This window comes from Pseudomonas anuradhapurensis, from assembly GCF_014269225.2.
GTDB lineage: Bacteria > Pseudomonadota > Gammaproteobacteria > Pseudomonadales > Pseudomonadaceae > Aquipseudomonas > Aquipseudomonas anuradhapurensis.
Map to the genome: position 1 here is coordinate 946704 of NZ_CP077097.1, position 21929 is coordinate 968632.

The window sequence follows — 21929 nt, forward strand, 5'->3', positions numbered from 1 at the left end:
GCTCCCGGATTTCACCGAGGATGGACGCCGGGCTGAAGCTATTGCACCGGATCGCTCACCGGCTTGGCGAAGATCGCCTTGAGTTCGCTGGTCATCGGGAATTCCAGGTTCAAGCCTTTAGGCGGAATCGGCTGCTGGAACCAGCGTTGGTAGATCCCGTTGATTTCCCCTGAGCTGTACAGCTCGCCCAGCGACGCGTTCACCAGGGCGAGGAACTGCGGGTCATCCTTGCGTACCATGCAGCTGTAGATTTCCCGTGACTGCTCTTCCCCGACCACTATCCAGTTGTGCGGATCACGGGCCTTGGCGCGTTCGCCGTAGAGCAGCGCATCGTCCATGTAGAACGCCGCCGCCCGACCGGACTGCAACATCTGGAAGGCTTCGCCATGGTCCTTGGCGCTGATCACGAACATGTCCATCTTGTTATCGACGTTATAGCTTTTCAGGTAGCGTTCGTTGGTGGTGCCGGCGGTGGTCACTACATTCTTGCCACGCAGGTCGGCGAAGCTCTTGATCCCGCTGTCCTTGGCCGTCAGCAACTGGCCCTTGACGTAGATGAAGCCATAGGAAAACGCCACCTGTTTCTGCCGCTCTGCGGTGACGCCAGTCGAGCCGCATTCCAGGTCCACGGTACCGTTCTGCACCAGCGGAATACGGCTTTGCGAGGTCACCAGGTTGTACTTCACCTTGAGTTCGGGCAACGCCAGCTTCTGCCGCACCCGCTCGACGATCTTGTTCGCCAGGTCGACCGAGTAGCCCATGGGTTGGCCCGAGTGATCGCCCACGTAGGAGAACGGCACTGAAGCATCGCGATAGCCCAGGGTGATACTGTTGGCTTTGGCAATCTTGCTTAACGTGGGCCCCAACGCTGCTTCATCGGCATGGGCCTGGGCACCGAGCAACAGGGCAAGGGTGCAGCCGATCAACGTGATTTTTTGCATTGTTATTCTCCGTTGTGGGTAAGGGGTGGTCAGCGGCGTGCCGCGACCACGGATATTTCCACCAGCACCTGCGGGCGTGCCAGTTCGGCCTGCAAGGTGGTGCGGCTGGGAGCCTGGCCGGGCGACAACCAGGCGGACCAGACGTCATTCATCGCGGCGAAATCCCTGCCGATGTCCTTCAGGTAGATGGTCGCGCTGAGCAGATGGTCTTTGTCGCTGCCAGCCTCGGCCAGCAATGCGTCGATTTTTTCCAGTACCTGGGCAGTCTGGCCGGTGGCATCGCTGGCGTCATCCGGCACCTGGCCGGAGAGAAACACCAGGTCGCCATAGGTGACGGCGGCGGACAAGCGTGGGTTGGGCTGGATGCGCTCAATGATCATTGCGGTAGTCCTTCAGAGGGTTGGGGTTCAGGCCGCACGGGGCGTAAAGCCGTGCAGGTCGATGGCGGGGCGGCGCTGGCCGATCAGTTCGCTGAGCAGGCGTGCGCTGGCGCAGGCCAGGGTGAAGCCCAGCGCACCATGGCCAAGGTTCAGCCACAGGTTGCGATACGCCGTTGCGCCCAGCAGCGGTACGCCGCTAGGGGTCGCCGGACGCATGCCGGCCCATTCGATGGCATAGTCGTAGTCGCCGGCATTGGCGAAGGTTTCGCGGGCCTGGCGTTTGAGCAGGGCCAGGCGCTTGGGGTCCAGCGATGGGTCGAAACCGACGATGTCGACCATCGCCGCCACCCGCAACTGCTCGCCAATCCGCGCGTAGACGATCTTGCGGTCGTAATCGGTGATGCTCAGGTCTGGCGCCCGGTGCTGGCTGCCGATCGGTACGGTCAGGCTGTAACCCTTGAGCGGGTACAGCGGCAGGTCGACACCCGGCAGTGCCAGCAATGCACTGCGATGGCCGGCAGCAACCACCAGGTGCTCCACCGGCAGCACTTCGTCACCCAGTTCGATCGCACTTACCGCGCCATGCGCATGGCGAATGCCGGAGACGGCCTGGCCCAGGCGGAACTGGCAACGTCCCGACGCCCGCAGGCGCGCCGCCAGTTGCTGGCAGAACGCGTGGCAATCACCGACTTCTTCATCCGGGGTATAGACGGCGCCGACAAAGGGCGCCTCCGCCAGCGCCGGGTCCAGGCGGGCGCAGTCGGCGTGCGACAGCACCTGTTGTTGCTGAGGCGCGGCAAGGTTGTTGCGTGCGTGTGCGAAGCTGCTGGCCTGGCGGAAGGTGACCAGCTTGCCGTTGCGCCGCCAGTTGAAACCACTCAGGCCATCCTCTTCACGCCAGGCCTGCAAGGTCGACTGGCTCAACAGCGCCAGGCGCAACAGATGGCCTGCATTGGCGCGGTTGACCGAGGAGCGGCAAGCAGCGAGGAACGCGGCCATCCAACGCCACTGTGCAGGATCGAAGCGTGGGCGCAATCTCAGCGGTGAGTCACCGCGCAGCATCCAGCCAATGGCCTGCAACGGCACGCCGGCATCGGCCAGCGGCGCCACGTAGCGATAGGACAACTGGCCGCCGTTGGCGAAGCTGGTTTCACTGCCCAGCGAATCGCGAGCCTCGACCAGCGTCACCTCAACGCCGTCGCGCACCAGTGCGTAAGCCGTTGCCAGGCCAATCACGCCACCGCCGATGATGCATACATGCTTTGCCATGTCAGTCCTTGTTCGTGGTTGGAACAAGCCTGAGGTTAGGGTCAGGTGACAGGTGGCGAAAAATGAATAAAGATCACTGAGCCATAAACAAAGGTTATAGGCTTGCCATGCGCCTTCGCCATATCGAGATTTTCCAGGCCATCCGCCAGACCGGCTCGGTCAGCGGTGCCGCGCAGTTGCTGCACGTGTCCCAGCCTGCCGTGACCAAGGTGCTGCAACACGCCGAGCAGCAGTTGGGCTTCCCGTTGTTTCTGCGAGTGCGCGGCAAGCTGCAGCCGACGCCCGAAGCGCTGGAGCTGGAGCGTGAGGTCGACAAGGTCACGGAGAGCCTGCAAGGGGTGCGCCGCCTGGCGCAAAGCCTGCGTCGTGAGCCGGGCCACAGCCTGCGCATCGGTGCCACCCCGGCGCTGGCCCTGTCGCTGTTGCCGCCGGCGATTCACGAGTGGACCCAGCGTTATCCGGACATCGCCTGTGAACTGTCCAGCGCCCACAGCCGCGAACTGGTGCAGAACCTGCTGATGCGCGAGATCGATGTCGCCCTGACCCTGCAACAGCCCGATCACCCTGCGCTGAAGGCGCAGGCACTGGCCAGTGGGGTGCTGGTGGCGTTGGCACCGGTCGGCTATTGGCCGCCTGCGGATGAAGGCAAGCCGCTGCCATTGACGGCCCTGGCCGATGCGCCGTTGATCGGCCTGAGCAGTGCCGACCCGCTGTCGGCCCGCCTCGACAGCTACCTGAAGGCAGTCGAGCCACCGCCGCGAGTGAGCATCGCGGTGCAGACCTATTCGCTGGCCAGGGCGATGGTCGAATCCGGCGCCGGGCTGGCGGTCATCGACCCGTTCACCGCGCTTGGCGCAGCGCCCGGGGCGACCACGATTCGTCCGCTGGCACCGGCATTGCCGATCAACTTGTATGCGGTGACCCGCGCTGCCGAGCCGTCAGCGCATACCCTGAGCGAGCTGCTGGCCATCTTCAGCAGCCGTGCCCAGGGGCAGTTGGACCGTTGGCGCTGATTGAAAACCGGCTGATTGAAAACCGATAGGCACAAAAAAACCGGCTCAGTGGCCGGTTTTTCTGCTGTTCCGGGTCCGCTAGGGACCGCTTGGAACGATGTGATGGTGCCCCGAGGGAGACTCGAACTCCCACTCCTTTCGAAAACGGATTTTGAATCCGCCGCGTCTACCAATTCCGCCATCAGGGCTTGTGGCGCGCAGTATAGAGAGGCTCCGCTGGTCGGTCAATCGGCTTTCATGGTCAATTTTCACACATTGGGCTAAACTTCCCGGCCCTGCCGAACCGAACATCATCATGCGCGTCGCCGATTTTTCCTTCGAACTCCCTGATTCCCTGATCGCCCGCCACCCGTTGGCCGAGCGCCATGGCAGCCGTCTGCTGGTGCTCGATGGGCCAACCGGCGCGCTGGCGCACCGGCAATTCCCCGACCTGCTCGAGTACCTGCGCCCGGGCGACCTGATGGTGTTCAACAACACCCGGGTGATCCCGGCGCGCCTGTTCGGCCAGAAGGCTTCCGGCGGCAAGCTGGAAGTGCTGGTCGAGCGCGTGCTCGACAGCCACCGGGTGCTGGCCCACGTGCGTGCCAGCAAGGCGCCCAAGGAGGGCGCGGTCATCCTCATCGACGGTGGTGGCGAGGCGGAAATGGTCGCGCGCCATGACACGTTGTTCGAGCTGCGCTTCAGCGAAGAGGTGCTGCCGCTGCTCGACCGCGTCGGCCACATGCCGCTGCCGCCCTATATCGACCGCCCGGACGAGGGCGCCGACCGCGAGCGCTACCAGACCGTGTACGCCGAACGCGCCGGTGCGGTCGCCGCGCCGACGGCGGGCCTGCACTTCGACGAGGCGCTGCTGGAGAAGATCGCCGCCAAGGGCGTCGAGCGCGCCTTCGTCACCCTGCACGTGGGCGCAGGTACCTTCCAGCCGGTGCGGGTCGACAAGATCGAAGACCACCACATGCATAAAGAGTGGCTTGAAGTGAGCCAGGATGTGGTGGATGCCATCGACGCCTGCCGCGCCCGTGGCGGCCGGGTGATCGCGGTTGGCACCACCAGCGTGCGTTCGCTGGAAAGCGCAGCGCGCGACGGCGTGCTCAAGGCCTTCAGCGGCGACACCGACATCTTCATCTACCCGGGCCGGCCGTTCCATGTGGTCGACGCCCTGGTCACCAACTTCCACCTGCCGGAGTCCACGCTGCTGATGCTGGTCTCGGCCTTTGCCGGCTACCCCGAGACCATGGCCGCCTATGCGGCGGCGGTGGCGCAGGGGTACCGCTTCTTCAGTTACGGTGATGCCATGTTCATCACCCGCAATCCGGCGCCACGCGGGCCCGAGGATCAAGCATGAGTCGCACCTGTCGAATGTCCTTCGAACTGCTGGCCACCGACGGCAAGGCCCGTCGTGGCCGCATCACCTTCCCACGTGGCACCGTGGAAACCCCGGCGTTCATGCCGGTGGGCACCTATGGTACGGTCAAGGGCATGCTGCCGCGCGATATCGAGGCCATCGGCGCCGAGATGATCCTGGGCAACACCTTCCACCTGTGGCTGCGCCCGGGCACCGAGGTGATCAAGAAGCACAACGGCCTGCACGACTTCATGCAGTGGAAAGGCCCGATCCTCACCGATTCCGGTGGTTTCCAGGTGTTCAGCCTGGGCGCCATGCGCAAGATCAAGGAGGAGGGCGTGACCTTCGCCTCGCCGGTCGACGGCGCCAAGGTGTTCATGGGCCCGGAAGAGTCGATGCAGGTGCAGCGCGACCTGGGCTCGGATGTGGTGATGATCTTCGACGAGTGCACCCCGTACCCGGCCGAGCACGATGTGGCGCGCGCCTCGATGGAGCTGTCGCTGCGCTGGGCCCAGCGCTCGAAGAACGCCCATGCCGACAATACCGCGGCGCTGTTCGGTATCGTCCAGGGCGGCATGTACCAGGACCTGCGCATGCGCTCGCTGGAAGGCCTGGAAAACATCGGTTTCGATGGCCTGGCCATCGGCGGCCTGTCGGTCGGCGAACCCAAGCACGAAATGATCAAGGTGCTGGATTACCTGCCGGGCCAGATGCCTGCTGACAAACCTCGTTACCTTATGGGGGTAGGCAAACCGGAAGATCTCGTTGAGGGTGTGCGCCGCGGCGTCGACATGTTCGACTGCGTGATGCCTACGCGTAACGCACGCAACGGCCATCTGTTCGTCGATACCGGGGTGATCAAGATCCGCAACGCGTTCCATCGCCACGATGATTCGCCGCTGGATCCGACCTGTGATTGCTATACCTGCAGCAACTTCTCCCGCGCCTATCTGCATCACCTGGACAAGTGCGGCGAAATGCTGAGCAGCATGCTGAATACCATCCACAACTTGCGCCATTACCAGCGCTTGATGGCCGGTTTACGCGAGGCTATTCAACAAGGTAAATTGGCCGCCTTTGTCGACGCCTTCTACGCCAAGCGCGGGCTTCCGGTACCGCCCTTGGACTGACTGTTCGCATCCATTATTAGAAAATTACATTAGGAGTGCCCAATGAGCTTCTTGATCCCCGCCGCATACGCGGACGCCGCAGCACCCGCCGCCGGCCCAGCCGGTACCGGCTTCGAGTGGATTTTCCTGGTCGGTTTCCTGGTCATCTTCTACCTGATGATCTGGCGCCCGCAGGCCAAGCGTGCCAAAGAGCAGAAGAACCTGCTAAGCAACTTGCAAAAGGGTGACGAAGTTGTCACCAACGGCGGCATCGCCGGCAAGATCGTCAAGGTTTCCGATGATTTCGTGGTCCTGGAAGTTTCCGACAGCGTCGAGCTGAAGTTCCAGAAGGGTGCCATTGCGGCCACCCTGCCAAAAGGTACGCTCAAGGCTATCTGAGTTACCAGTTTCATTTTTCCAGTCGGGGCGCGCAAAGCGCCCCGCGTCTTGAACGGGCGGCGTGATGCTGAACAAATACCCTCTGTGGAAATACGCACTGATCGTGCTGGTACTGGCGATCGGTTTTATTTATTCCGCTCCCAACCTCTACCCGGATGATCCGGCGGTACAGATCAGCGGTGCCAGCTCGGCGCTGCACGTGAGCCAGGCCGACCTCGATCGCGTCAGCAAGGCGCTGGTCGATGCCAAGATCGCCGTCAAGGGCGCGAGCCTGGGTGAAAAGGGCAGCGGGCTGATCCGCCTGACCAGTCAGGAAGACCAGCTGCCAGCCAAGGATGTAGTGCGCAAGGCACTTGGCGATGACTACGTCGTGGCCCTGAACCTGGCCCAGACCACCCCGCAATGGCTGCGCAGCCTGGGCGCCAGCCCGATGAAGCTGGGCCTGGACCTGTCCGGTGGTGTGCACTTCCTGCTGGAAGTGGACATGGACAAGGCCATGAGCGCGCGCATGAAAGTCTACGAAGGCGAGGTCAAGACCTTGCTGCGCAAAGAGCGCGTCCGCTACCGCAGCCTGCCTCAGCAGGATGGCGGCATCATGCTGGGCTTCGCTGACGATGCCACCCGCGAGCAGGCACGTGCCCTGATTCGCAAGAATTTCAATGATTTCGACCTGACCACCACCGAGCGCAACGAGCTCGCCGTGCTGCGTCTGGCGCTGACCCAGGCGAAAGTCGCCGAGATCCGCGAATACTCGATCAAGCAGAACCTCACCACCGTGCGCAACCGGGTCAACGAGCTGGGCGTGGCCGAGCCGCTGGTACAGCGCCAGGGCGCCAACCGCATCGTGGTCGAGCTGCCAGGCGTGCAGGATACTGCCGAAGCCAAGCGCATCCTCGGCAAGACCGCCAACCTGGAATTCCGCTTCGGTGCCGAGCCGGGTGCATCCAAGGCCACCACCGAAGTGTTCGAGTTCCGTGAAGGCGGCCGCTCCGCCGCGGTCGAGCGCGGCCTGATCATCACCGGTGACCAGGTCACCGACGCCCAGGCCAGCTTCGACGAGCACGGCCGCCCGCAGGTGAACATCCGCCTCGATGGCCATGGTGGCGAGCTCATGAGCCGCGCTACCCGCAGCAATGTCGGCCGCAGCATGGCGGTGATCTTCATCGAGCAGAAGCCGGTTACCCGCTACGTCAAGCAGACCGTCGACGGCGTCGAGAAGGACGTTGCCGTACAGAGCTTCCAGGAAGAGAAGAAGATCATCAGCCTGGCGACCATCCAGTCGCCGCTGGGCAGCCAGTTCCGCATCACCGGCCTGAACGGCCAGGGCGAATCGTCCGAACTGGCCCTGCTGCTGCGTGCCGGTGGCCTGGCCGCGCCGATGTACTTCGCTGAAGAACGGACCATCGGCCCAAGCCTGGGTGCCGACAACATCACCAAAGGTATCGATGCGTCGCTGTGGGGCATGCTGTTCGTCTCGCTGTTCATCATCGCCATCTACCGCGGCTTCGGCGTGCTGGCGACCATCGCCCTGGCTGGCAACATGGTATTGCTGCTGGCGTTGATGTCCTTGCTGGGGGCCACCCTGACCCTGCCGGGTATCGCCGGTATCGTACTGACCATGGGTATGGCGGTAGACGCCAACGTGCTGATCTTCTCGCGTATCCGTGAGGAACTGGCGGCGGGCATGTCGGTGCAGCGTGCCATCCATGAAGGTTTCAACCGCGCCTACTCGGCCATCGTCGACGCCAACCTGACCACCTTGCTTGTAGGTGGCATCCTGTTCGCCATGGGCACCGGGCCGGTGAAGGGCTTTGCGGTCACCATGTCCCTCGGGATTTTCACATCGATGTTCACTGCCGTGATGGTGACCCGTGCGCTGGTCAACCTGACCTGCGGCGGGCGTGACATCAAGAAGCTGTGGGTTTGAGGGGAGCTGCGATGAAAACCATCAACTTCATGGGCGTGCGCAATGTCGCGTTCGCCATTACCTTGCTCCTCACTGTGCTGGCGCTGTTCAGCTGGTGGCACAAGGGCCTGAACTTCGGCCTGGACTTCACTGGCGGTACGCTGATCGAGCTGACCTACGAGCGCCCGGCCGACCTTGAGGCGGTGCGCACCGAGCTGGTCGGTTCCGGCTTCCACGAGGCAGTGGTGCAGAGCTTCGGCGCCACCACCGACCTGCTGGTGCGCATGCCGGGCGATGACCCGCAGTTGGGCACCAAGGTCGCCGAGGCCTTGCAGAAGGCTGGTGGCGACAACCCGGCCACGGTCAAGCGGGTCGAGTTCGTCGGCCCGCAAGTGGGTGAAGAGCTGCGCGACCAGGGTGGCCTGGGCATGCTGCTGGCCCTCGGTGGCATCCTCATCTACCTGGCCTTCCGCTTCCAGTGGAAGTTCGCCGTGGGCGCGATCGTCTCGCTGATCCACGACGTGGTGGTGACCCTGGGTATCCTGTCGTTCTTCCAGATCACCTTCGACCTGACCGTGCTGGCAGCGGTGCTGGCGATCATCGGCTATTCGCTGAACGACACCATCGTCGTGTTCGACCGGGTGCGCGAGAACTTCCGGGTCATGCGCAAGGCCTCGCTGATCGAGAACATCAACGTTTCCACCACGCAGACCCTGCTGCGCACCGTTGCCACCTCGGTTTCGACCTTGCTGGCGATTGCCGCGCTGCTGTTCTTCGGTGGTGACAACCTGTTCGGCTTCTCGCTGGCGCTGTTCATTGGCGTCATGGCCGGTACCTACTCGTCGATCTACATCGCCAACGTGGTGCTGATCTGGCTGAACCTGAACAGTGAAGACCTGATCCCGCCGGCCAAGACCGACGGTGTCGACGACCGTCCATAAGGCATGCTGCATGCCGCCCGGCGGCCCAAAAGGCGCAAGTGTTGAACTTGCGCCTTTTTTTTCGCTCCAAGGCTGGGAGAAGGCGGGTCGGACCCGCGGGTATGATCAGGAGGTTCATGTGAACAAATCAATGCTGGTGGGTGCGGTACTGGGTGCTGTCGGTGTGACTGCCGGAGGTGCTGTCGCGACCTACAGCTTGGTCAACAAGGGGCCTGAGTATGCGCAGGTCACCGACGTGCAACCGATCAAACAACAGGTAAAAACCCCGCGTGAGGTCTGCAAGGACGTCACCGTGACGCGCCAGGCGCCGGTCAAGGACCAGCACCAGATCGCCGGTACCGTGGTGGGTGCCATTGCCGGTGGCCTGCTGGGTAACCAGATCGGCGGTGGTACCGGCAAGAAGATTGCCACCGTGGCCGGTGCGGTCGGTGGCGGTTATGCCGGTAACAAGGTGCAGGAAGGCATGCAGGAGCGTGATACCTACACGACCACGCAAACCCGCTGCAACACGGTCAATGACATCAGCGAGAAGGTGGTGGGCTACAACGTCAAGTACACCATCGGCGATCAGGTAGGGCAGGTGAAGATGGATCACGAGCCTGGTTCGACCATTCCGGTGGACAAGAATGGCAAGCTGATCCTCAGCGAAGCCGGGCAATAAGTCCCGGCGCGGTCTGCTCTTTGTAGGAGCGGCCTTGTGTCGCGAAAGGGGTGCGAAGCAGCCCCGACAATCTCTGATATGGCACAGATCGTGGGGGCGCTTCGCACCCCTTTCGCGACACAAGGCCGCTCCTACACGGATCGCGAAAGCCCTGGGATATGGGTACAGGCACAAAAAAAGCACCCCGCGGGGTGCTTTTTCGTATCTGCAATTCGCGCTTAGCGCTTCATGCTTTCTGGCAGGTGCGGCTGGATGGCGGTCAGCACCGCCTTGAAGCACTTGATGTTGCCAGCAACGATATGGCCTTTCTCGAGGAAGTCATGGCCACCGTTGAAGTCGCTGACCAGGCCGCCCGCTTCCTGGATCAGCAGCACGCCGGCCGCCATGTCCCACTCGGACAGGCCCGACTCCCAGAAGGCGTCGAAACGGCCAGCGGCAACGTAGGCCAGGTCCAGGCTGGCGGAGCCGGCGCGGCGGATGCCGGCGGTCTGGCCGGTCAGCGCGCGGAACATACCCAGGTAGTTGTCCAGCTCGGCCATCTGGCTGTCACGGAACGGGAAGCCGGTGCCCAGCAGGGCGCCTTCGAGGCTGGTACGCGAGCTGACGCGCAGGCGGCGGCCATTGAGCTGGGCGCCACGGCCACGGCTGGCGGTGAATTCTTCCTGGCGAACCGGGTCGACGATTACGGCGTGCTCAAGGCGGCCACGGTATTTGCAGGCGATGCTGACCGCGAAGTGTGGGATGCCACGCAGGAAGTTGGTGGTGCCGTCCAGCGGGTCGATGATCCACAGGTAGTCCTTGCCTTCTTCGCCACTACCCACGTGCAGGCCGGTTTCCTCGCCCTGGATGGAGTGGTTCGGGTAGGCCTTGCGCAGGGCGTTGACGATGCTCTGCTCGGCGGCGCGATCGACTTCGGAAACGTAGTCCTTGGCCTCTTTCTCATCGACCTTGATGCTATCCAGGCGTTCGATGGAGCGGAAAATCAGTTCACTGGCGCTGCGAGCGGCGCGCAGGGCGATATTCAGCATAGGCTGCATGGGCGGGTCACCTGGAGATGTTAAAGAAGAAAGCCGATCATTCTAGCAGAAATCTTTGGCGGCAGAAGTGTCACATTTGCTTTCGTGGCGTTACGTCTGTCGGTTCTGTAAGATCGGAAGCCCTGATTCCTGCATCTGTGAGCACAACACCTTGCTGCAAAATATTCGTGTTGTTCTGGTCAATACCAGCCACCCCGGCAACATCGGCGGCGCTGCACGAGCCATGAAAAACATGGGCTTGTCGCGTCTGGTGCTGGTGCAGCCGAAAGAATTTCCCGCCGTGGATGCAAGCGCCCGAGCCTCCGGGGCCGACGATGTGCTGGACAGCGCCCAGGTGGTCGACAGCCTGGAGCAGGCGCTGGTCGGCTGCAACCTGGTGATGGGCACCAGCGCCCGCGAGCGGAGCATCCCCTGGCCGCTGATCGGCCCACGTGAATGCGGAGCCAAGGCAGTGGAGCATGCCAATGGCGGCGAGGAGATCGCCCTGGTGTTCGGGCGCGAGCACGCCGGCCTGACCAACGAAGAACTGCAGCGATGTCACTTCCACGTGCACATTCCCTCCAGCCCCGACTTCAGCTCGCTGAACCTGGCTGCGGCTGTCCAGGTGCTCGCCTACGAGGTGCGCATGGCCTGGCTGGCGGCCGGCGAAGCGCCGGGCAAGGTCGACAAGGTTGACGCCAGCGAACTGGCGACCATGGACGAAATGGAGCTGTTCTACGACCACCTGGAGAAGACCCTGGTCGGTATCGGCTTCCTCGACCCCGAAAAGCCCAAGCACCTGATGCCGCGCCTGCGCCGGCTGTATGGGCGGGTCGCGGTCGAACGTTCGGAAATGAGCATTTTGCGCGGCATCCTCACCGAGACCCAGAAAGTGGTCCGCGGCGAGCCGCATAAACGGAAGGACTGACAGATGTTCGAACGCCTGCGTGAAGATATTCAAAGCGTATTCCACCGCGACCCGGCCGCGCGCAATGCCTTCGAGGTGCTGACCTGCTACCCCGGCATGCACGCCATCTGGCTGCACCGCCTGGGCCATGCCCTGTGGAAGCGTGATTTCAAATGGCTGGCCCGCCTGGTGTCGAACTTCGGGCGCTGGCTGACCGGCATCGAGATCCACCCCGGCGCCACCATCGGCCGGCGCTTCTTCATTGACCATGGCATGGGCATCGTCATCGGTGAAACCGCCGAGATCGGCGATGATGTCACCCTGTACCAGGGGGTGACCCTGGGCGGCACCAGCTGGAACAAGGGCAAGCGCCACCCGACCCTGGAAAACGGCGTGGTGGTAGGGGCGGGGGCCAAGGTGCTGGGCCCGTTCACCGTCGGCGCCGGGGCCAAGATCGGCTCCAATGCGGTGGTGACCAAGGCGGTGCCGGCGGGCGCCACGGCGGTGGGTATCCCGGGGCGTATCATCGTCAAGAGCGAAGACACTGAAGTCGAGGCCAAGCGCAAGGCCATGGCCGAGAAGATCGGCTTCGATGCCTACGGGGTCAGCGGCGACATGCCCGATCCGGTGGCCCGTGCCATCGGCCAGATGCTCGATCACCTGCAAGCGGTCGACGAGCGGCTTGAGGGGATGTGCGGCGCCCTGACCAAGATGGGCAGCGATTATTGCGCCAAGGAGCTGCCGGCCCTGCCGGAAGATGACTTCAAGGATGTCGCCCAGGTGGCCCAGCGCGACACCCAGCCGCATTGATTGCGCCGTGCCCGCGGTGCCGTGACATACGGGGCGTGTGCTCACGCCCCTGGTCTGCTACAATCGCGCCCGCCTCCCCGATGCAAACCCGACTAAAGCACTAGGTCTAATAGTTGACTTAAATGCTCGGGAATCGCATACTCGCACACATCCCGAAACTCCCGTGGTACCCAATAGCCATGCGACTGACTACCAAAGGCCGATACGCCGTGACCGCCATGCTCGACCTGGCGTTGCACGCGCAGCATGGGCCGGTGTCTTTGGCCGACATTTCCGAGCGCCAGGGCATTTCCCTCTCTTATCTGGAGCAGCTGTTCGCCAAGCTGCGCCGCAGCAGCCTGGTTTCCAGCGTGCGCGGTCCAGGCGGTGGCTACCAGCTGTCGCGGGGCATGGAAACCATCCGGGTGGCCCAGGTCATCGATGCGGTCAACGAATCGGTCGATGCCACCCGCTGCCAGGGCCTCGGGGACTGCCATGCCGGTGATACCTGCCTGACCCACCACCTGTGGTGCGACCTCAGCCAGCAGATCCATGAATTCCTCAGTGGCATCAGCCTGGCCGACCTCGTCATGCGCCGTGAGGTGCAGGAAGTCGCCCAGCGCCAGGACCTGCGTCGTGTCGCAGGCCGAGCCGCCCAGCTGGACAAGATTGAGACGTCCGCCGTCGATTGATCCCCTTGGGACGACGAGCGACGCCACCGCCTGATAGGAGAGACAAATGAAGTTGCCGATCTACCTCGATTACTCCGCGACCACCCCGGTCGACCCACGCGTGGCCCAGAAGATGGCCGAGTGCCTGCTGGTCGACGGGAACTTCGGTAACCCGGCTTCGCGCTCCCATGTCTTCGGCTGGAAGGCCGAGGAAGCGGTCGAGAACGGTCGCCGTCAGGTTGCCGAACTGATCAATGCCGATCCGCGCGAAATCGTCTGGACCAGCGGTGCCACCGAGTCCGACAACCTCGCACTGAAAGGTGTCGCGCACTTCTATCAGACCAAGGGCAAGCACATCATCACCTCCAAGATCGAGCACAAGGCGGTGCTGGACACTGCTCGCCAGCTGGAGCGTGAAGGGTTCGAAGTCACCTACCTGGAGCCGGGCGAAGACGGCATCGTCACCCCGGCCATGGTCGAGGCGGCGCTGCGTGACGACACCATCCTGGTCTCGCTGATGCACGTGAACAACGAAGTCGGCTCGATCAACGACATCGCCGCCATCGGTGAACTGACCCGCTCGCGCGGCGTGCTGTTCCACGTCGATGCCGCGCAGTCGGCCGGCAAGGTCGAAATCGACCTGCAGAAGCTGAAGGTCGACCTGATGTCGTTCTCGGCGCACAAGGTCTATGGCCCCAAGGGTATCGGCGCGCTGTACGTCAGCCGCAAGCCGCGTGTGCGCCTGGAAGCCATCATCCACGGCGGTGGTCATGAGCGCGGCATGCGTTCGGGCACCCTGCCGACCCACCAGATCGTCGGCATGGGCGAAGCCTTCGCCATCGCCAAGCAGGAAATGGCCGCTGAAAACGCGCGCATCAAGGGCCTGAGCGAGCGCTTCTTCAAGCAGGTTTCCAACCTGGAAGAGCTGTACGTCAACGGCAGCCAGACCGCCCGCGTACCGCACAACCTGAACCTGAGCTTCAACTACGTCGAAGGCGAATCTCTGCTGATGTCGCTGAAGGACATCGCCGTATCGTCCGGTTCGGCATGCACCTCCGCGTCGCTCGAGCCGTCGTACGTACTGCGCGCCCTGGGCCGCAACGACGAGCTGGCGCACAGCTCGATCCGCTTCTCCTTCGGCCGTTTCACCACCGAAGAAGAAGTCGACTACGCCGCGCAGAAGGTCTGCGAGGCAGTGAACAAACTGCGTGAGCTGTCGCCGCTGTGGGACATGTACAAAGACGGCGTTGACATCTCCAAGATCGAGTGGGCCGCCCACTAAGCAGTCGCCGGCAAGAGCGGCTCCCTGATGAGGAAGGAATTGCACCATGGCATACAGTGAAAAGGTCATCGACCACTACGAAAACCCGCGCAACGTCGGCAAGATGAATGCCGAAGACCCGGACGTCGGCACCGGCATGGTCGGCGCCCCGGCCTGCGGTGACGTGATGCGCCTGCAGATCAAGGTCAACGAACAGGGCGTGATCGAAGACGCCAAGTTCAAGACCTATGGCTGCGGTTCGGCCATCGCTTCCAGCTCCCTCGCCACCGAGTGGATGAAGGGCAAGACCCTGGACGAAGCCGAAACCATCAAGAACACCCAGCTGGCCGAAGAACTGGCGTTGCCGCCGGTCAAGATCCACTGCTCGGTACTCGCCGAAGATGCCATCAAGGCAGCGGTACGCGATTACAAGCAGAAGAAAGGCTTGATCTAAGTCGCCTGTTGCGAGGTAAGGAGTGCAGATGGCTATCAGCATGACAGAAGCCGCCGCCAACCACGTGCGGCGTTCCCTGGAAGGGCGCGGCAAGGGTGAAGGCATTCGCCTGGGCGTGCGCACCACCGGTTGCTCGGGCCTGGCCTACGTGCTGGAGTTCGTCGACGAACTGGCGGAGGAAGACCAGGTGTTCGAGAACCATGGCGTCAAGGTGATCATCGATCCCAAGAGCCTGGTCTACCTCGACGGCACCGAGCTGGACTTCGTCAAGGAAGGGTTGAACGAAGGCTTCAAGTTCAACAACCCCAACGTGCGCGGTGAGTGTGGCTGCGGCGAAAGCTTCAACGTTTGAGGCTGGCTGTGGGTACTCCTTGTCATTTCGCATTGTTTGACCTCCAGCCAGGCTTCCGTCTGGATCTCGACAAGCTGGCCACTCGCTATCGCGAGTTGGCCCGCGAAGTCCATCCCGACCGCTTTGCCGATGCCTCCGAGCGCGAGCAGCGCGTAGCCCTGGAAAAGTCCGCAGCTCTCAACGACGCCTACCAGACCCTGCGCAGTGCGCCGCGTCGCGCCCGCTACCTGCTGGCCATCAGCGGCCACGAAGTGCCCCAGGAAGTCACGGTCCATGACCCGGACTTCCTGTTGCAGCAGATGCAGTGGCGCGAGGAGCTCGAAGAGCTGCACGACGAAGCCGACCTTGACGGTGTCGGTGTGTTCAAGAAGCGCCTGAAGGTCGCCCAGGACACGCTGAACGAGGATTTTGCCGCCTGCTGGGACGCCCCGGGCGAGCGCGATAAGGCAGAGCGCCTGATGCGCCGCATGCAATTCCTCGACAAGCTCGCCCAAGAAGTGCGCCAACTGGAAGAGCGCCTCGACGACTAACCCGGTGCTGCCCGTGATGGCACCTAAGGTATTCAGATAAGCATGGCCCTACTGCAGATTGCCGAACCCGGTCAAAGCCCTCAGCCGCATCAGCGCCGCCTGGCGGTGGGGATCGACCTGGGTACCACCAACTCCCTGGTCGCCGCTCTGCGCAGCGGCCGTAGCGAGCCCCTGCCCGACGCGCAGGGCAACGTCATTCTGCCGTCCGCGGTGCGCTACCTCGAAGGGCGCAACGAAGTGGGGCAGGCTGCGCGTGACGCTGCCTCCAGCGACCCGCTGAACACCGTGCTGTCGGTCAAGCGCCTGATGGGGCGCGGCCTGGCCGACGTCAAGCAATTGGGCGAGCAGCTGCCCTATCGCTTCGTTGGCGGTGAATCGCACATGCCGTTCATCGATACCATACAGGGGCCGAAGAGCCCGGTTGAAGTGTCCGCCGACATCCTCAAGGTGCTGCGCGAGCGTGCCGAAGCCACCCTGGGTGGTGAGCTGGTGGGCGCGGTGATCACCGTGCCGGCCTATTTCGACGACGCCCAGCGCCAGGCCACCAAGGACGCTGCGCGCCTGGCCGGCCTCAATGTGCTGCGCCTGCTCAACGAGCCGACCGCGGCCGCCGTGGCCTATGGCCTGGACCAGAACGCCGAGGGCGTGGTGGCCATCTATGACCTGGGTGGTGGCACCTTCGATATTTCCATTCTGCGCCTGACCGCCGGCGTGTTCGAAGTGCTGGCCACCGGTGGCGATACCGCCCTGGGTGGAGACGACTTCGATCACGCGATTGCCGGCTGGATCATCGAGCAGGCCGGCCTGTCGTCCGACCTGGATCCCGCCACCCAGCGCGCATTGCTGCAAACCGCCTGTGCCGCCAAGGAAGCCCTGACCGACGTTGACGTGGTCAGTGTCCGCCATGGCGCCTGGCAGGGCGAGCTCAGCCGTGCCGCTTTCGAAGCCATGATCGAACCGCTGGTCGCCCGCAGCCTCAAGGCCTGCCGCCGCGCCGTGCGCGACAGCGGCATCGAGCTGGAGGAAGTCAGCGCCGTGGTCATGGTCGGTGGCTCGACCCGCGTGCCGCGTGTGCGCGAAGCGGTGGGCGCGTTGTTCGGGCGCACCCCGCTGACCTCGATCGACCCTGACCAGGTAGTGGCCATCGGTGCCGCGATCCAGGCCGATACCCTGGCCGGCAACCGCCGTGAGGGTGGCGAACTGCTGCTGCTCGATGTCATCCCGCTGTCGCTTGGCCTCGAGACCATGGGCGGGCTGATGGAGAAGGTGATCCCGCGCAACACCACCATTCCGGTGGCGCGGGCCCAGGAGTTCACCACCTACAAGGATGGCCAGACGGCCATGATGATCCATGTGCTGCAAGGTGAGCGCGAGCTGATCAGCGACTGCCGCTCGCTGGCGCGTTTCGAGCTGCGCGGCATTCCGGCCATGGTCGCCGGTGCGGCAAAGATCCGCGTCACCTTCCAGGTCGACGCCGACGGCCTGCTCAGCGTGGCTGCCCGCGAGCTGGGTTCGGGCGTGGAAGCCAGCATCCAGGTCAAGCCGTCCTACGGCCTGACCGACGGCGAAATTGCCCGCATGCTCAAGGATTCCTTCGAACACGCAGGTTCCGACAAGCAGGCCCGCCAGTTGCGCGAGCACCAGGTGGACGGTGAACGCCTGCTCGAAGCGGTACAGGGCGCCCTGGACGCCGATGGCGAACGCCTGCTCAGCAGTGACGAACGCGAAGCCATCGAATTCCAGATGCAAGAACTACGTGATTTGCTGGCCGGCACCGATGGCGCTGCCATCGAGCAACAGACCAAGCGTCTGTCGCAGGTGACCGACGCATTTGCCGCCCGTCGCCTTGATTCGACGGTCAAAGCCGCACTGGCCGGGCGCAACCTGAATGAGATCGAGGAGTAACCGATGCCGCTGGTGACATTCCTGCCGCACGAGAAATTCTGCCCCGACGGGCTGACTGTGGAGGTTGAGCCCGGGACCAACATCCTGGAGCTGGCCCACGACCATCACATCGAGATGGAAAGCGCCTGCGGCGGCGTCAAGGCCTGCACCACCTGCCATTGCATCGTGCGCAAGGGCTTCGACTCGCTGCAAGAAGCCGACGAGCTGGAAGAGGACATGCTGGACAAGGCCTGGGGCCTGGAGGCTCAATCGCGGCTCGGCTGCCAGGTGGTCGTCGCTGACCAGGACCTGGTCATCGAAATCCCCAAGTATTCGCTCAACCACGCCGCCGAAGCGCCGCACTGAGGTTTGTTCCATGAGCCTGAAATGGATTGATGTACTTGAGATCGCCATCCAGCTTGCAGAAAGCAAGCCTGACGTCGATCCTCGTTATGTGAATTTCGTCGATCTGCACCGTTGGGTGCTGGCCTTGCCAGAATTCAGCGACGATCCGTCACGCGGCGGTGAGAAGGTGCTCGAGGCCATCCAGGCGGCCTGGATCGACGAAGCCGACTGAACGCGACCTGCAGGTTAGGCAATCCCCTGGAACCCGCGTATAATTCGCGGGTTTAATTTTTCGCAACACTCATTTTTCTGGAGTTTTCCATGGCTGTTCAACGTACTTTCTCCATCATCAAGCCTGACGCCGTCGCCAAGAACGTCATCGGCGAGATCACCACTCGTTTCGAGAAAGCCGGCCTGCGCGTCGTCGCTTCGAAAATGAAGCAGCTGTCCAAAGCCGAAGCCGAAGGCTTCTACGCCGAGCACAAAGAGCGCGGCTTCTTCGCTGACCTGGTTGCCTTCATGACTTCCGGCCCGGTCATCGTTCAGGTTCTGGAAGGCGAAAACGCCGTTCTGGCCAACCGCGAGCTGATGGGCGCCACCAACCCGAAAGAAGCTGCTGCCGGCACCATCCGTGCTGACTTCGCCGTTTCCATCGACGAGAACGCCGTTCACGGTTCCGACTCGGAAGCTTCGGCTGCCCGCGAAATCGCTTACTTCTTCTCCGCTACCGAGCTGTGCGACCGCATTCGCTAAGCGAAGCAGGTCTTGGGTGATTCCATGAGTGACATGACTGGCAAGATCAACCTGTTGGGCCTGACCCTGCAGGAAATGGAAAAATTCTTCGAGTCGATCGGAGAGAAGCGTTTTCGTGCCGGTCAGGTCATGAAATGGATTCACCACTATGGCGTCGACGATTTCGCCGCCATGACCAATGTCGGCAAGGCCTTGCGCGAAAAGCTCGAGGCCGTTGCCGAGATTCGGGGCCCGGAAGTGGTCAGTGAAGACATTTCCGCCGACGGCACCCGCAAGTGGGTGGTGCGCGTTGCTTCCGGCAGCTGCGTCGAAACCGTCTACATCCCCACCGACGACCGCGGCACCCTGTGTGTCTCGTCGCAAGCCGGCTGTGCCCTGGATTGCAGCTTCTGCTCCACCGGCAAGCAAGGCTTCAACAGCAACCTCACCGCCGCCGAAGTGATCGGCCAGGTTTGGCTTGCCAACAAATCCTTCGGGACCGTTCCGGCCAAGATCGACCGCGCCATTACCAACGTGGTCATGATGGGCATGGGCGAACCCCTGCTGAATTTCGACAATGTCATCGCCGCCATGAAGATCATGATGGAAGATCTCGGCTATGGCATTTCCAAGCGTCGCGTCACCCTCTCGACATCAGGCGTGGTGCCGATGATCGACGAGTTGGCCAAGCATATCGACGTGTCGCTGGCCCTGTCGCTGCACGCGCCGAACGACGAACTGCGCAACAAGCTGGTACCGATCAACAAGAAGTACCCGCTGAAGATGCTGCTGGAATCGTGCATGGGCTATATGTCCACCCTGGGTGGCAAACGCGTGCTGACCATCGAGTACACCCTGCTCAAGGACGTCAACGACCAGCCCGAGCACGCTGCGCAAATGATCGAGCTGCTGCGCGACGTGCCGTGCAAGATCAACCTGATCCCGTTCAACCCGTTCCCGCATTCGGGCTACGAGCGGCCGAGCAACAACGCTATCCGCCGCTTCCAGGACCTGTTGCACCACGGTGGCTTCAACGTCACTACCCGTACTACCCGTGGTGATGACATCGACGCCGCCTGCGGCCAGCTGGTTGGCCAGGTCAACGACCGCACCCGCCGCAGCGAGCGCTATATCGCTGTGCGCCAGCTTTCTGCGGACGCCGACCTGCAAGACAGCGCTGCGCAGCACTGACCGGGACCTTGCCCATGAGCCTGCGCGCCGCGCTGTCGATCCTTGCGCTTTCGCTGCTGGCCGGCTGCGTGTCGGGCGGCGCGGGCGACCCCCTGGCCAGCCGCCAGGGCAGGGCAGAGGCAGGGCGGGCTTATGTGCAGCTTGGCCTGGGCTATTTGCAACAAGGTTTGACCGAGCAGGCCAAGGCGCCGCTGGGCAAGGCCTTGGCCCTGGACAACGACGACGCCGATGCGCATGCCGCCCTGGCGCTGGTGCTGCAGGCCGAAGGCGAGGCCGAAATGGCCGAAAGCCACTACCGCAAGGCACTGCAGGCGCGCCCTGGCGACACGCGAATTCGCAACAATTACGGCAGTTTCCTTTATGCTCGGGGACGATTTGCCGAGGCCGAGCAGATGTTTCGCCTGGCCAGCGCCGATACCCTGTATCCTGAGCGTTCACGCGTTTACGAGAACCTGGGCCTGACTGCCCTGAAGCTCGAGCGCCGCGACCAGGCGCACGCCTATTTGCTGAAAGCTTTGCAACTCAACCAGCGGCAACCGAAAGCGTTGTTGGAAATGGCTGAGTTGTCCTACGAAAACAGGCATTATGTGCCGGCCCGGGACTACTACGATCGTTTCAGCCAGCTGAGCGAACACGATGCCCGTAGCCTGCTGCTGGGCAGCCGCCTTGCCAGGGTGTTCGACGAGCAGGGCAAACTGGCCGAGCTGGGTCAGCAATTACAACGACTTTATCCCGGTACGCCGGAATATCAGCAATACCTGTCGGAGCAACGATGAAAGCCGCGCATCCCGAAGTAGCCGTAGCGCCTGGCCAGAACCCCGGTGAGCTTTTGCGTCAGGCCCGTGAGAACCGGGACTGGTCACAAGCCGAGGTGGCCCGCAAGCTCAACCTCACTGTCAGTTCGTTGAACCACGTGGAAACCGGCGCCTTCGACAAGCTGCCCGGGCATACGTTTGCCCGTGGCTACATCCGCGCCTATGCCAAGCTGATGGAGCTGGACCAGGCCGCCCTGGTAGATGCCTTCGACCGCTACACCGGTACCCACGCCAAAGGCAGCGACGTGCACTCGCTGGGCCGTATCGAAGAGCCGGTGCGCCTGTCGCACAACATCCTGCGTGGCGTCAGCCTGCTGTTGCTGGTGGCCGTGGTCGGTGGCGGCTTTGTCTGGTGGCAGGACCAGGGCAGCCTGCGTGGCAAGGACCTGGCCAAGATCGCCCTGGAACACGTCGAAGTCGAGAGCGCCGACGGTACCACCCAGATTCACCCGCTCGATGAGCCTGAAGACCAGGCCGTTTCGGCTGGCCAGCAGCCCGAGAGCGCGCCGCTGCCGCTGGAGCAGGGCGCTAGCGGGCAGCCCGCCGCTGTCGCCGAACAGGCCCCGGCAAGCCCCGCCGCCGCCGCTGCCGCAGCACCTGCCCCGGCGCCCGCGCAGCCGGCTCCGGCGCAGCCTGCGGTCAGTGCACCGGTGGTGGCGCCTGCGCCGGCAGCGCCGGTTGCTCCGGCCCCGGCGGCTGCTCCGAGCGCCCCGGCGGCGACCGTAGCCGCCGCCGAGCCTGCCACGCCCGCCGTGCCCGCCGAAGTGCCGGCCGGCAGTGGCAAGGTGGCCATCCAGTTCAGCGCCGATTGCTGGACCCAGGTCAGCGACGGCAATGGCAAGGTGCTGTTCAGCGCCATCAAGCGCAAGGGGGACAACCTCGAGCTGACCGGCAAGCCGCCGTTCGCGGTACGCCTGGGCTTTGCCCGTGGCGCCCAGGTCAGCTACAACGGCCAGGCCGTCGATGTTGCCCCGTTCACCAGTGGCGAAACCGCTCGCCTGAAGTTGGGACAGTAAGT

At 63.3% G+C, this 21929-nt stretch carries 25 protein-coding genes and 1 tRNA gene; 21 read left to right on the forward strand and 5 right to left on the reverse strand.

Translation table 11 applies throughout. From position 1 onward, the window contains the following. Positions 1 to 38: 38 nt before the first annotated feature. Genes HU763_RS04375 through HU763_RS04385 form a run of 3 tightly spaced genes read right to left on the reverse strand, consistent with a single transcriptional unit; the run spans position 39 to position 2590 of the window. Positions 39 to 941 carry a transporter substrate-binding domain-containing protein gene (locus HU763_RS04375; protein ID WP_186686289.1) on the reverse strand — a complete coding sequence of 301 codons (903 nt, stop codon included), beginning with the start codon at positions 939 to 941 and terminating at the stop codon, positions 39 to 41. A gap of 29 nt (positions 942 to 970) precedes the next feature. After that, complete coding sequence (locus HU763_RS04380) at positions 971 to 1321, reverse strand: RidA family protein (RefSeq protein ID WP_186686287.1); 351 nt, start codon at positions 1319 to 1321, stop codon at positions 971 to 973. A gap of 27 nt (positions 1322 to 1348) precedes the next feature. Next, on the reverse strand, positions 1349 to 2590 hold the full coding sequence (locus HU763_RS04385; protein WP_186686285.1) for a D-amino acid dehydrogenase: 1242 nt from the start codon (positions 2588 to 2590) through the stop codon (positions 1349 to 1351). A gap of 107 nt (positions 2591 to 2697) precedes the next feature. Here HU763_RS04385 and HU763_RS04390 point away from each other — a divergent pair, with 107 nt between their 5' ends. Then, entirely contained in the window at positions 2698 to 3603 is a 906-nt protein-coding gene (locus HU763_RS04390) for a LysR family transcriptional regulator (RefSeq protein ID WP_186686283.1), read from the forward strand. A gap of 103 nt (positions 3604 to 3706) precedes the next feature. Here the strand turns inward: HU763_RS04390 and HU763_RS04395 are convergent. After that, positions 3707 to 3791: transfer RNA gene (locus HU763_RS04395), tRNA-Leu, on the reverse strand. A gap of 107 nt (positions 3792 to 3898) precedes the next feature. On the opposite strand from HU763_RS04395, the gene queA reads away from it, so the two are divergent. From queA to HU763_RS04425, 6 genes are all read left to right on the forward strand, one after another. Next, positions 3899 to 4948, forward strand: a complete 1050-nt coding sequence (queA, locus tag HU763_RS04400) for a tRNA preQ1(34) S-adenosylmethionine ribosyltransferase-isomerase QueA (RefSeq protein ID WP_170028339.1) — start codon at positions 3899 to 3901, stop codon at positions 4946 to 4948. A gap of 14 nt (positions 4949 to 4962) precedes the next feature. Then, positions 4963 to 6078, forward strand: a complete 1116-nt coding sequence (gene tgt / locus HU763_RS04405; RefSeq protein WP_161959640.1) for a tRNA guanosine(34) transglycosylase Tgt — start codon at positions 4963 to 4965, stop codon at positions 6076 to 6078. Between the two features lie 42 nt (positions 6079 to 6120). After that, positions 6121 to 6456, forward strand: a complete 336-nt coding sequence (gene yajC / locus HU763_RS04410; RefSeq protein WP_085623861.1) for a preprotein translocase subunit YajC — start codon at positions 6121 to 6123, stop codon at positions 6454 to 6456. Between the two features lie 64 nt (positions 6457 to 6520). Next, positions 6521 to 8383, forward strand: a complete 1863-nt coding sequence (gene secD, locus HU763_RS04415) for a protein translocase subunit SecD (protein WP_186673521.1) — start codon at positions 6521 to 6523, stop codon at positions 8381 to 8383. Between the two features lie 11 nt (positions 8384 to 8394). Next, positions 8395 to 9303 (forward strand): protein translocase subunit SecF, encoded by a 909-nt coding sequence (gene secF / locus HU763_RS04420; protein ID WP_170028341.1) that lies wholly within the window; start codon positions 8395 to 8397, stop codon positions 9301 to 9303. Between the two features lie 118 nt (positions 9304 to 9421). Then, positions 9422 to 9964, forward strand: a complete 543-nt coding sequence (locus tag HU763_RS04425; protein WP_170028342.1) for a glycine zipper 2TM domain-containing protein — start codon at positions 9422 to 9424, stop codon at positions 9962 to 9964. A 218-nt stretch (positions 9965 to 10182) separates the two neighbouring features. On the opposite strand, the gene suhB is transcribed toward HU763_RS04425, so the two are convergent. Next, on the reverse strand, positions 10183 to 11001 hold the full coding sequence (suhB, locus tag HU763_RS04430; protein ID WP_186686281.1) for a type III secretion system regulator SuhB: 819 nt from the start codon (positions 10999 to 11001) through the stop codon (positions 10183 to 10185). Positions 11002 to 11152: 151 nt separating this feature from the next. Between suhB and trmJ the strand changes: the two genes are divergently transcribed. The 14 genes from trmJ to HU763_RS04500 all read left to right on the forward strand — a co-directional run bounded on the left by trmJ (position 11153) and on the right by HU763_RS04500 (position 21927). Then, a complete protein-coding gene (gene trmJ / locus HU763_RS04435) occupies positions 11153 to 11908 on the forward strand; it encodes a tRNA (cytosine(32)/uridine(32)-2'-O)-methyltransferase TrmJ (RefSeq protein WP_186686278.1) in 756 nt (251 codons plus the stop codon). Positions 11909 to 11911: 3 nt separating this feature from the next. Then, positions 11912 to 12697, forward strand: a complete 786-nt coding sequence (gene cysE / locus HU763_RS04440) for a serine O-acetyltransferase (protein WP_186686275.1) — start codon at positions 11912 to 11914, stop codon at positions 12695 to 12697. A 179-nt stretch (positions 12698 to 12876) separates the two neighbouring features. Next, positions 12877 to 13368, forward strand: coding sequence for a Fe-S cluster assembly transcriptional regulator IscR (iscR, locus tag HU763_RS04445; protein ID WP_186686273.1), 492 nt, complete (start codon positions 12877 to 12879; stop codon positions 13366 to 13368). 46 nt (positions 13369 to 13414) lie between these two features. Further along, the gene (locus HU763_RS04450; RefSeq protein ID WP_170028346.1) at positions 13415 to 14629 is read left to right on the forward strand and encodes an IscS subfamily cysteine desulfurase; all 1215 of its coding nucleotides are present in this window, start codon (positions 13415 to 13417) and stop codon (positions 14627 to 14629) included. Positions 14630 to 14675: 46 nt separating this feature from the next. Beyond that, the gene (gene iscU / locus HU763_RS04455) at positions 14676 to 15062 is read left to right on the forward strand and encodes a Fe-S cluster assembly scaffold IscU (protein ID WP_003248539.1); all 387 of its coding nucleotides are present in this window, start codon (positions 14676 to 14678) and stop codon (positions 15060 to 15062) included. A 28-nt stretch (positions 15063 to 15090) separates the two neighbouring features. Beyond that, positions 15091 to 15414, forward strand: coding sequence for an iron-sulfur cluster assembly protein IscA (iscA, locus tag HU763_RS04460; protein ID WP_170028347.1), 324 nt, complete (start codon positions 15091 to 15093; stop codon positions 15412 to 15414). Between the two features lie 8 nt (positions 15415 to 15422). Further along, positions 15423 to 15944, forward strand: a complete 522-nt coding sequence (gene hscB / locus HU763_RS04465) for a co-chaperone HscB (protein ID WP_186686271.1) — start codon at positions 15423 to 15425, stop codon at positions 15942 to 15944. 42 nt (positions 15945 to 15986) lie between these two features. Beyond that, positions 15987 to 17849: a Fe-S protein assembly chaperone HscA gene (hscA, locus tag HU763_RS04470; protein ID WP_186686269.1), complete on the forward strand. Its 1863-nt coding sequence runs from the start codon at positions 15987 to 15989 to the stop codon at positions 17847 to 17849. A gap of 3 nt (positions 17850 to 17852) precedes the next feature. Continuing rightward, positions 17853 to 18194 carry an ISC system 2Fe-2S type ferredoxin gene (gene fdx / locus HU763_RS04475; protein ID WP_186686267.1) on the forward strand — a complete coding sequence of 114 codons (342 nt, stop codon included), beginning with the start codon at positions 17853 to 17855 and terminating at the stop codon, positions 18192 to 18194. 10 nt (positions 18195 to 18204) lie between these two features. Beyond that, positions 18205 to 18405 carry a Fe-S cluster assembly protein IscX gene (iscX, locus tag HU763_RS04480; protein ID WP_110699949.1) on the forward strand — a complete coding sequence of 67 codons (201 nt, stop codon included), beginning with the start codon at positions 18205 to 18207 and terminating at the stop codon, positions 18403 to 18405. 89 nt (positions 18406 to 18494) lie between these two features. Continuing rightward, a complete protein-coding gene (ndk, locus tag HU763_RS04485; protein ID WP_023382208.1) occupies positions 18495 to 18926 on the forward strand; it encodes a nucleoside-diphosphate kinase in 432 nt (143 codons plus the stop codon). Positions 18927 to 18950: 24 nt separating this feature from the next. Further along, entirely contained in the window at positions 18951 to 20096 is a 1146-nt protein-coding gene (rlmN, locus tag HU763_RS04490; RefSeq protein WP_170028351.1) for a dual-specificity RNA methyltransferase RlmN, read from the forward strand. A gap of 14 nt (positions 20097 to 20110) precedes the next feature. Beyond that, on the forward strand, positions 20111 to 20872 hold the full coding sequence (pilW, locus tag HU763_RS04495) for a type IV pilus biogenesis/stability protein PilW (RefSeq protein WP_186686265.1): 762 nt from the start codon (positions 20111 to 20113) through the stop codon (positions 20870 to 20872). After that, positions 20869 to 21927 carry a RodZ domain-containing protein gene (locus HU763_RS04500; protein WP_186686263.1) on the forward strand — a complete coding sequence of 353 codons (1059 nt, stop codon included), beginning with the start codon at positions 20869 to 20871 and terminating at the stop codon, positions 21925 to 21927. Before pilW ends, HU763_RS04500 begins: the two co-directional genes overlap by 4 nt. Positions 21928 to 21929 lie beyond the last annotated feature (2 nt).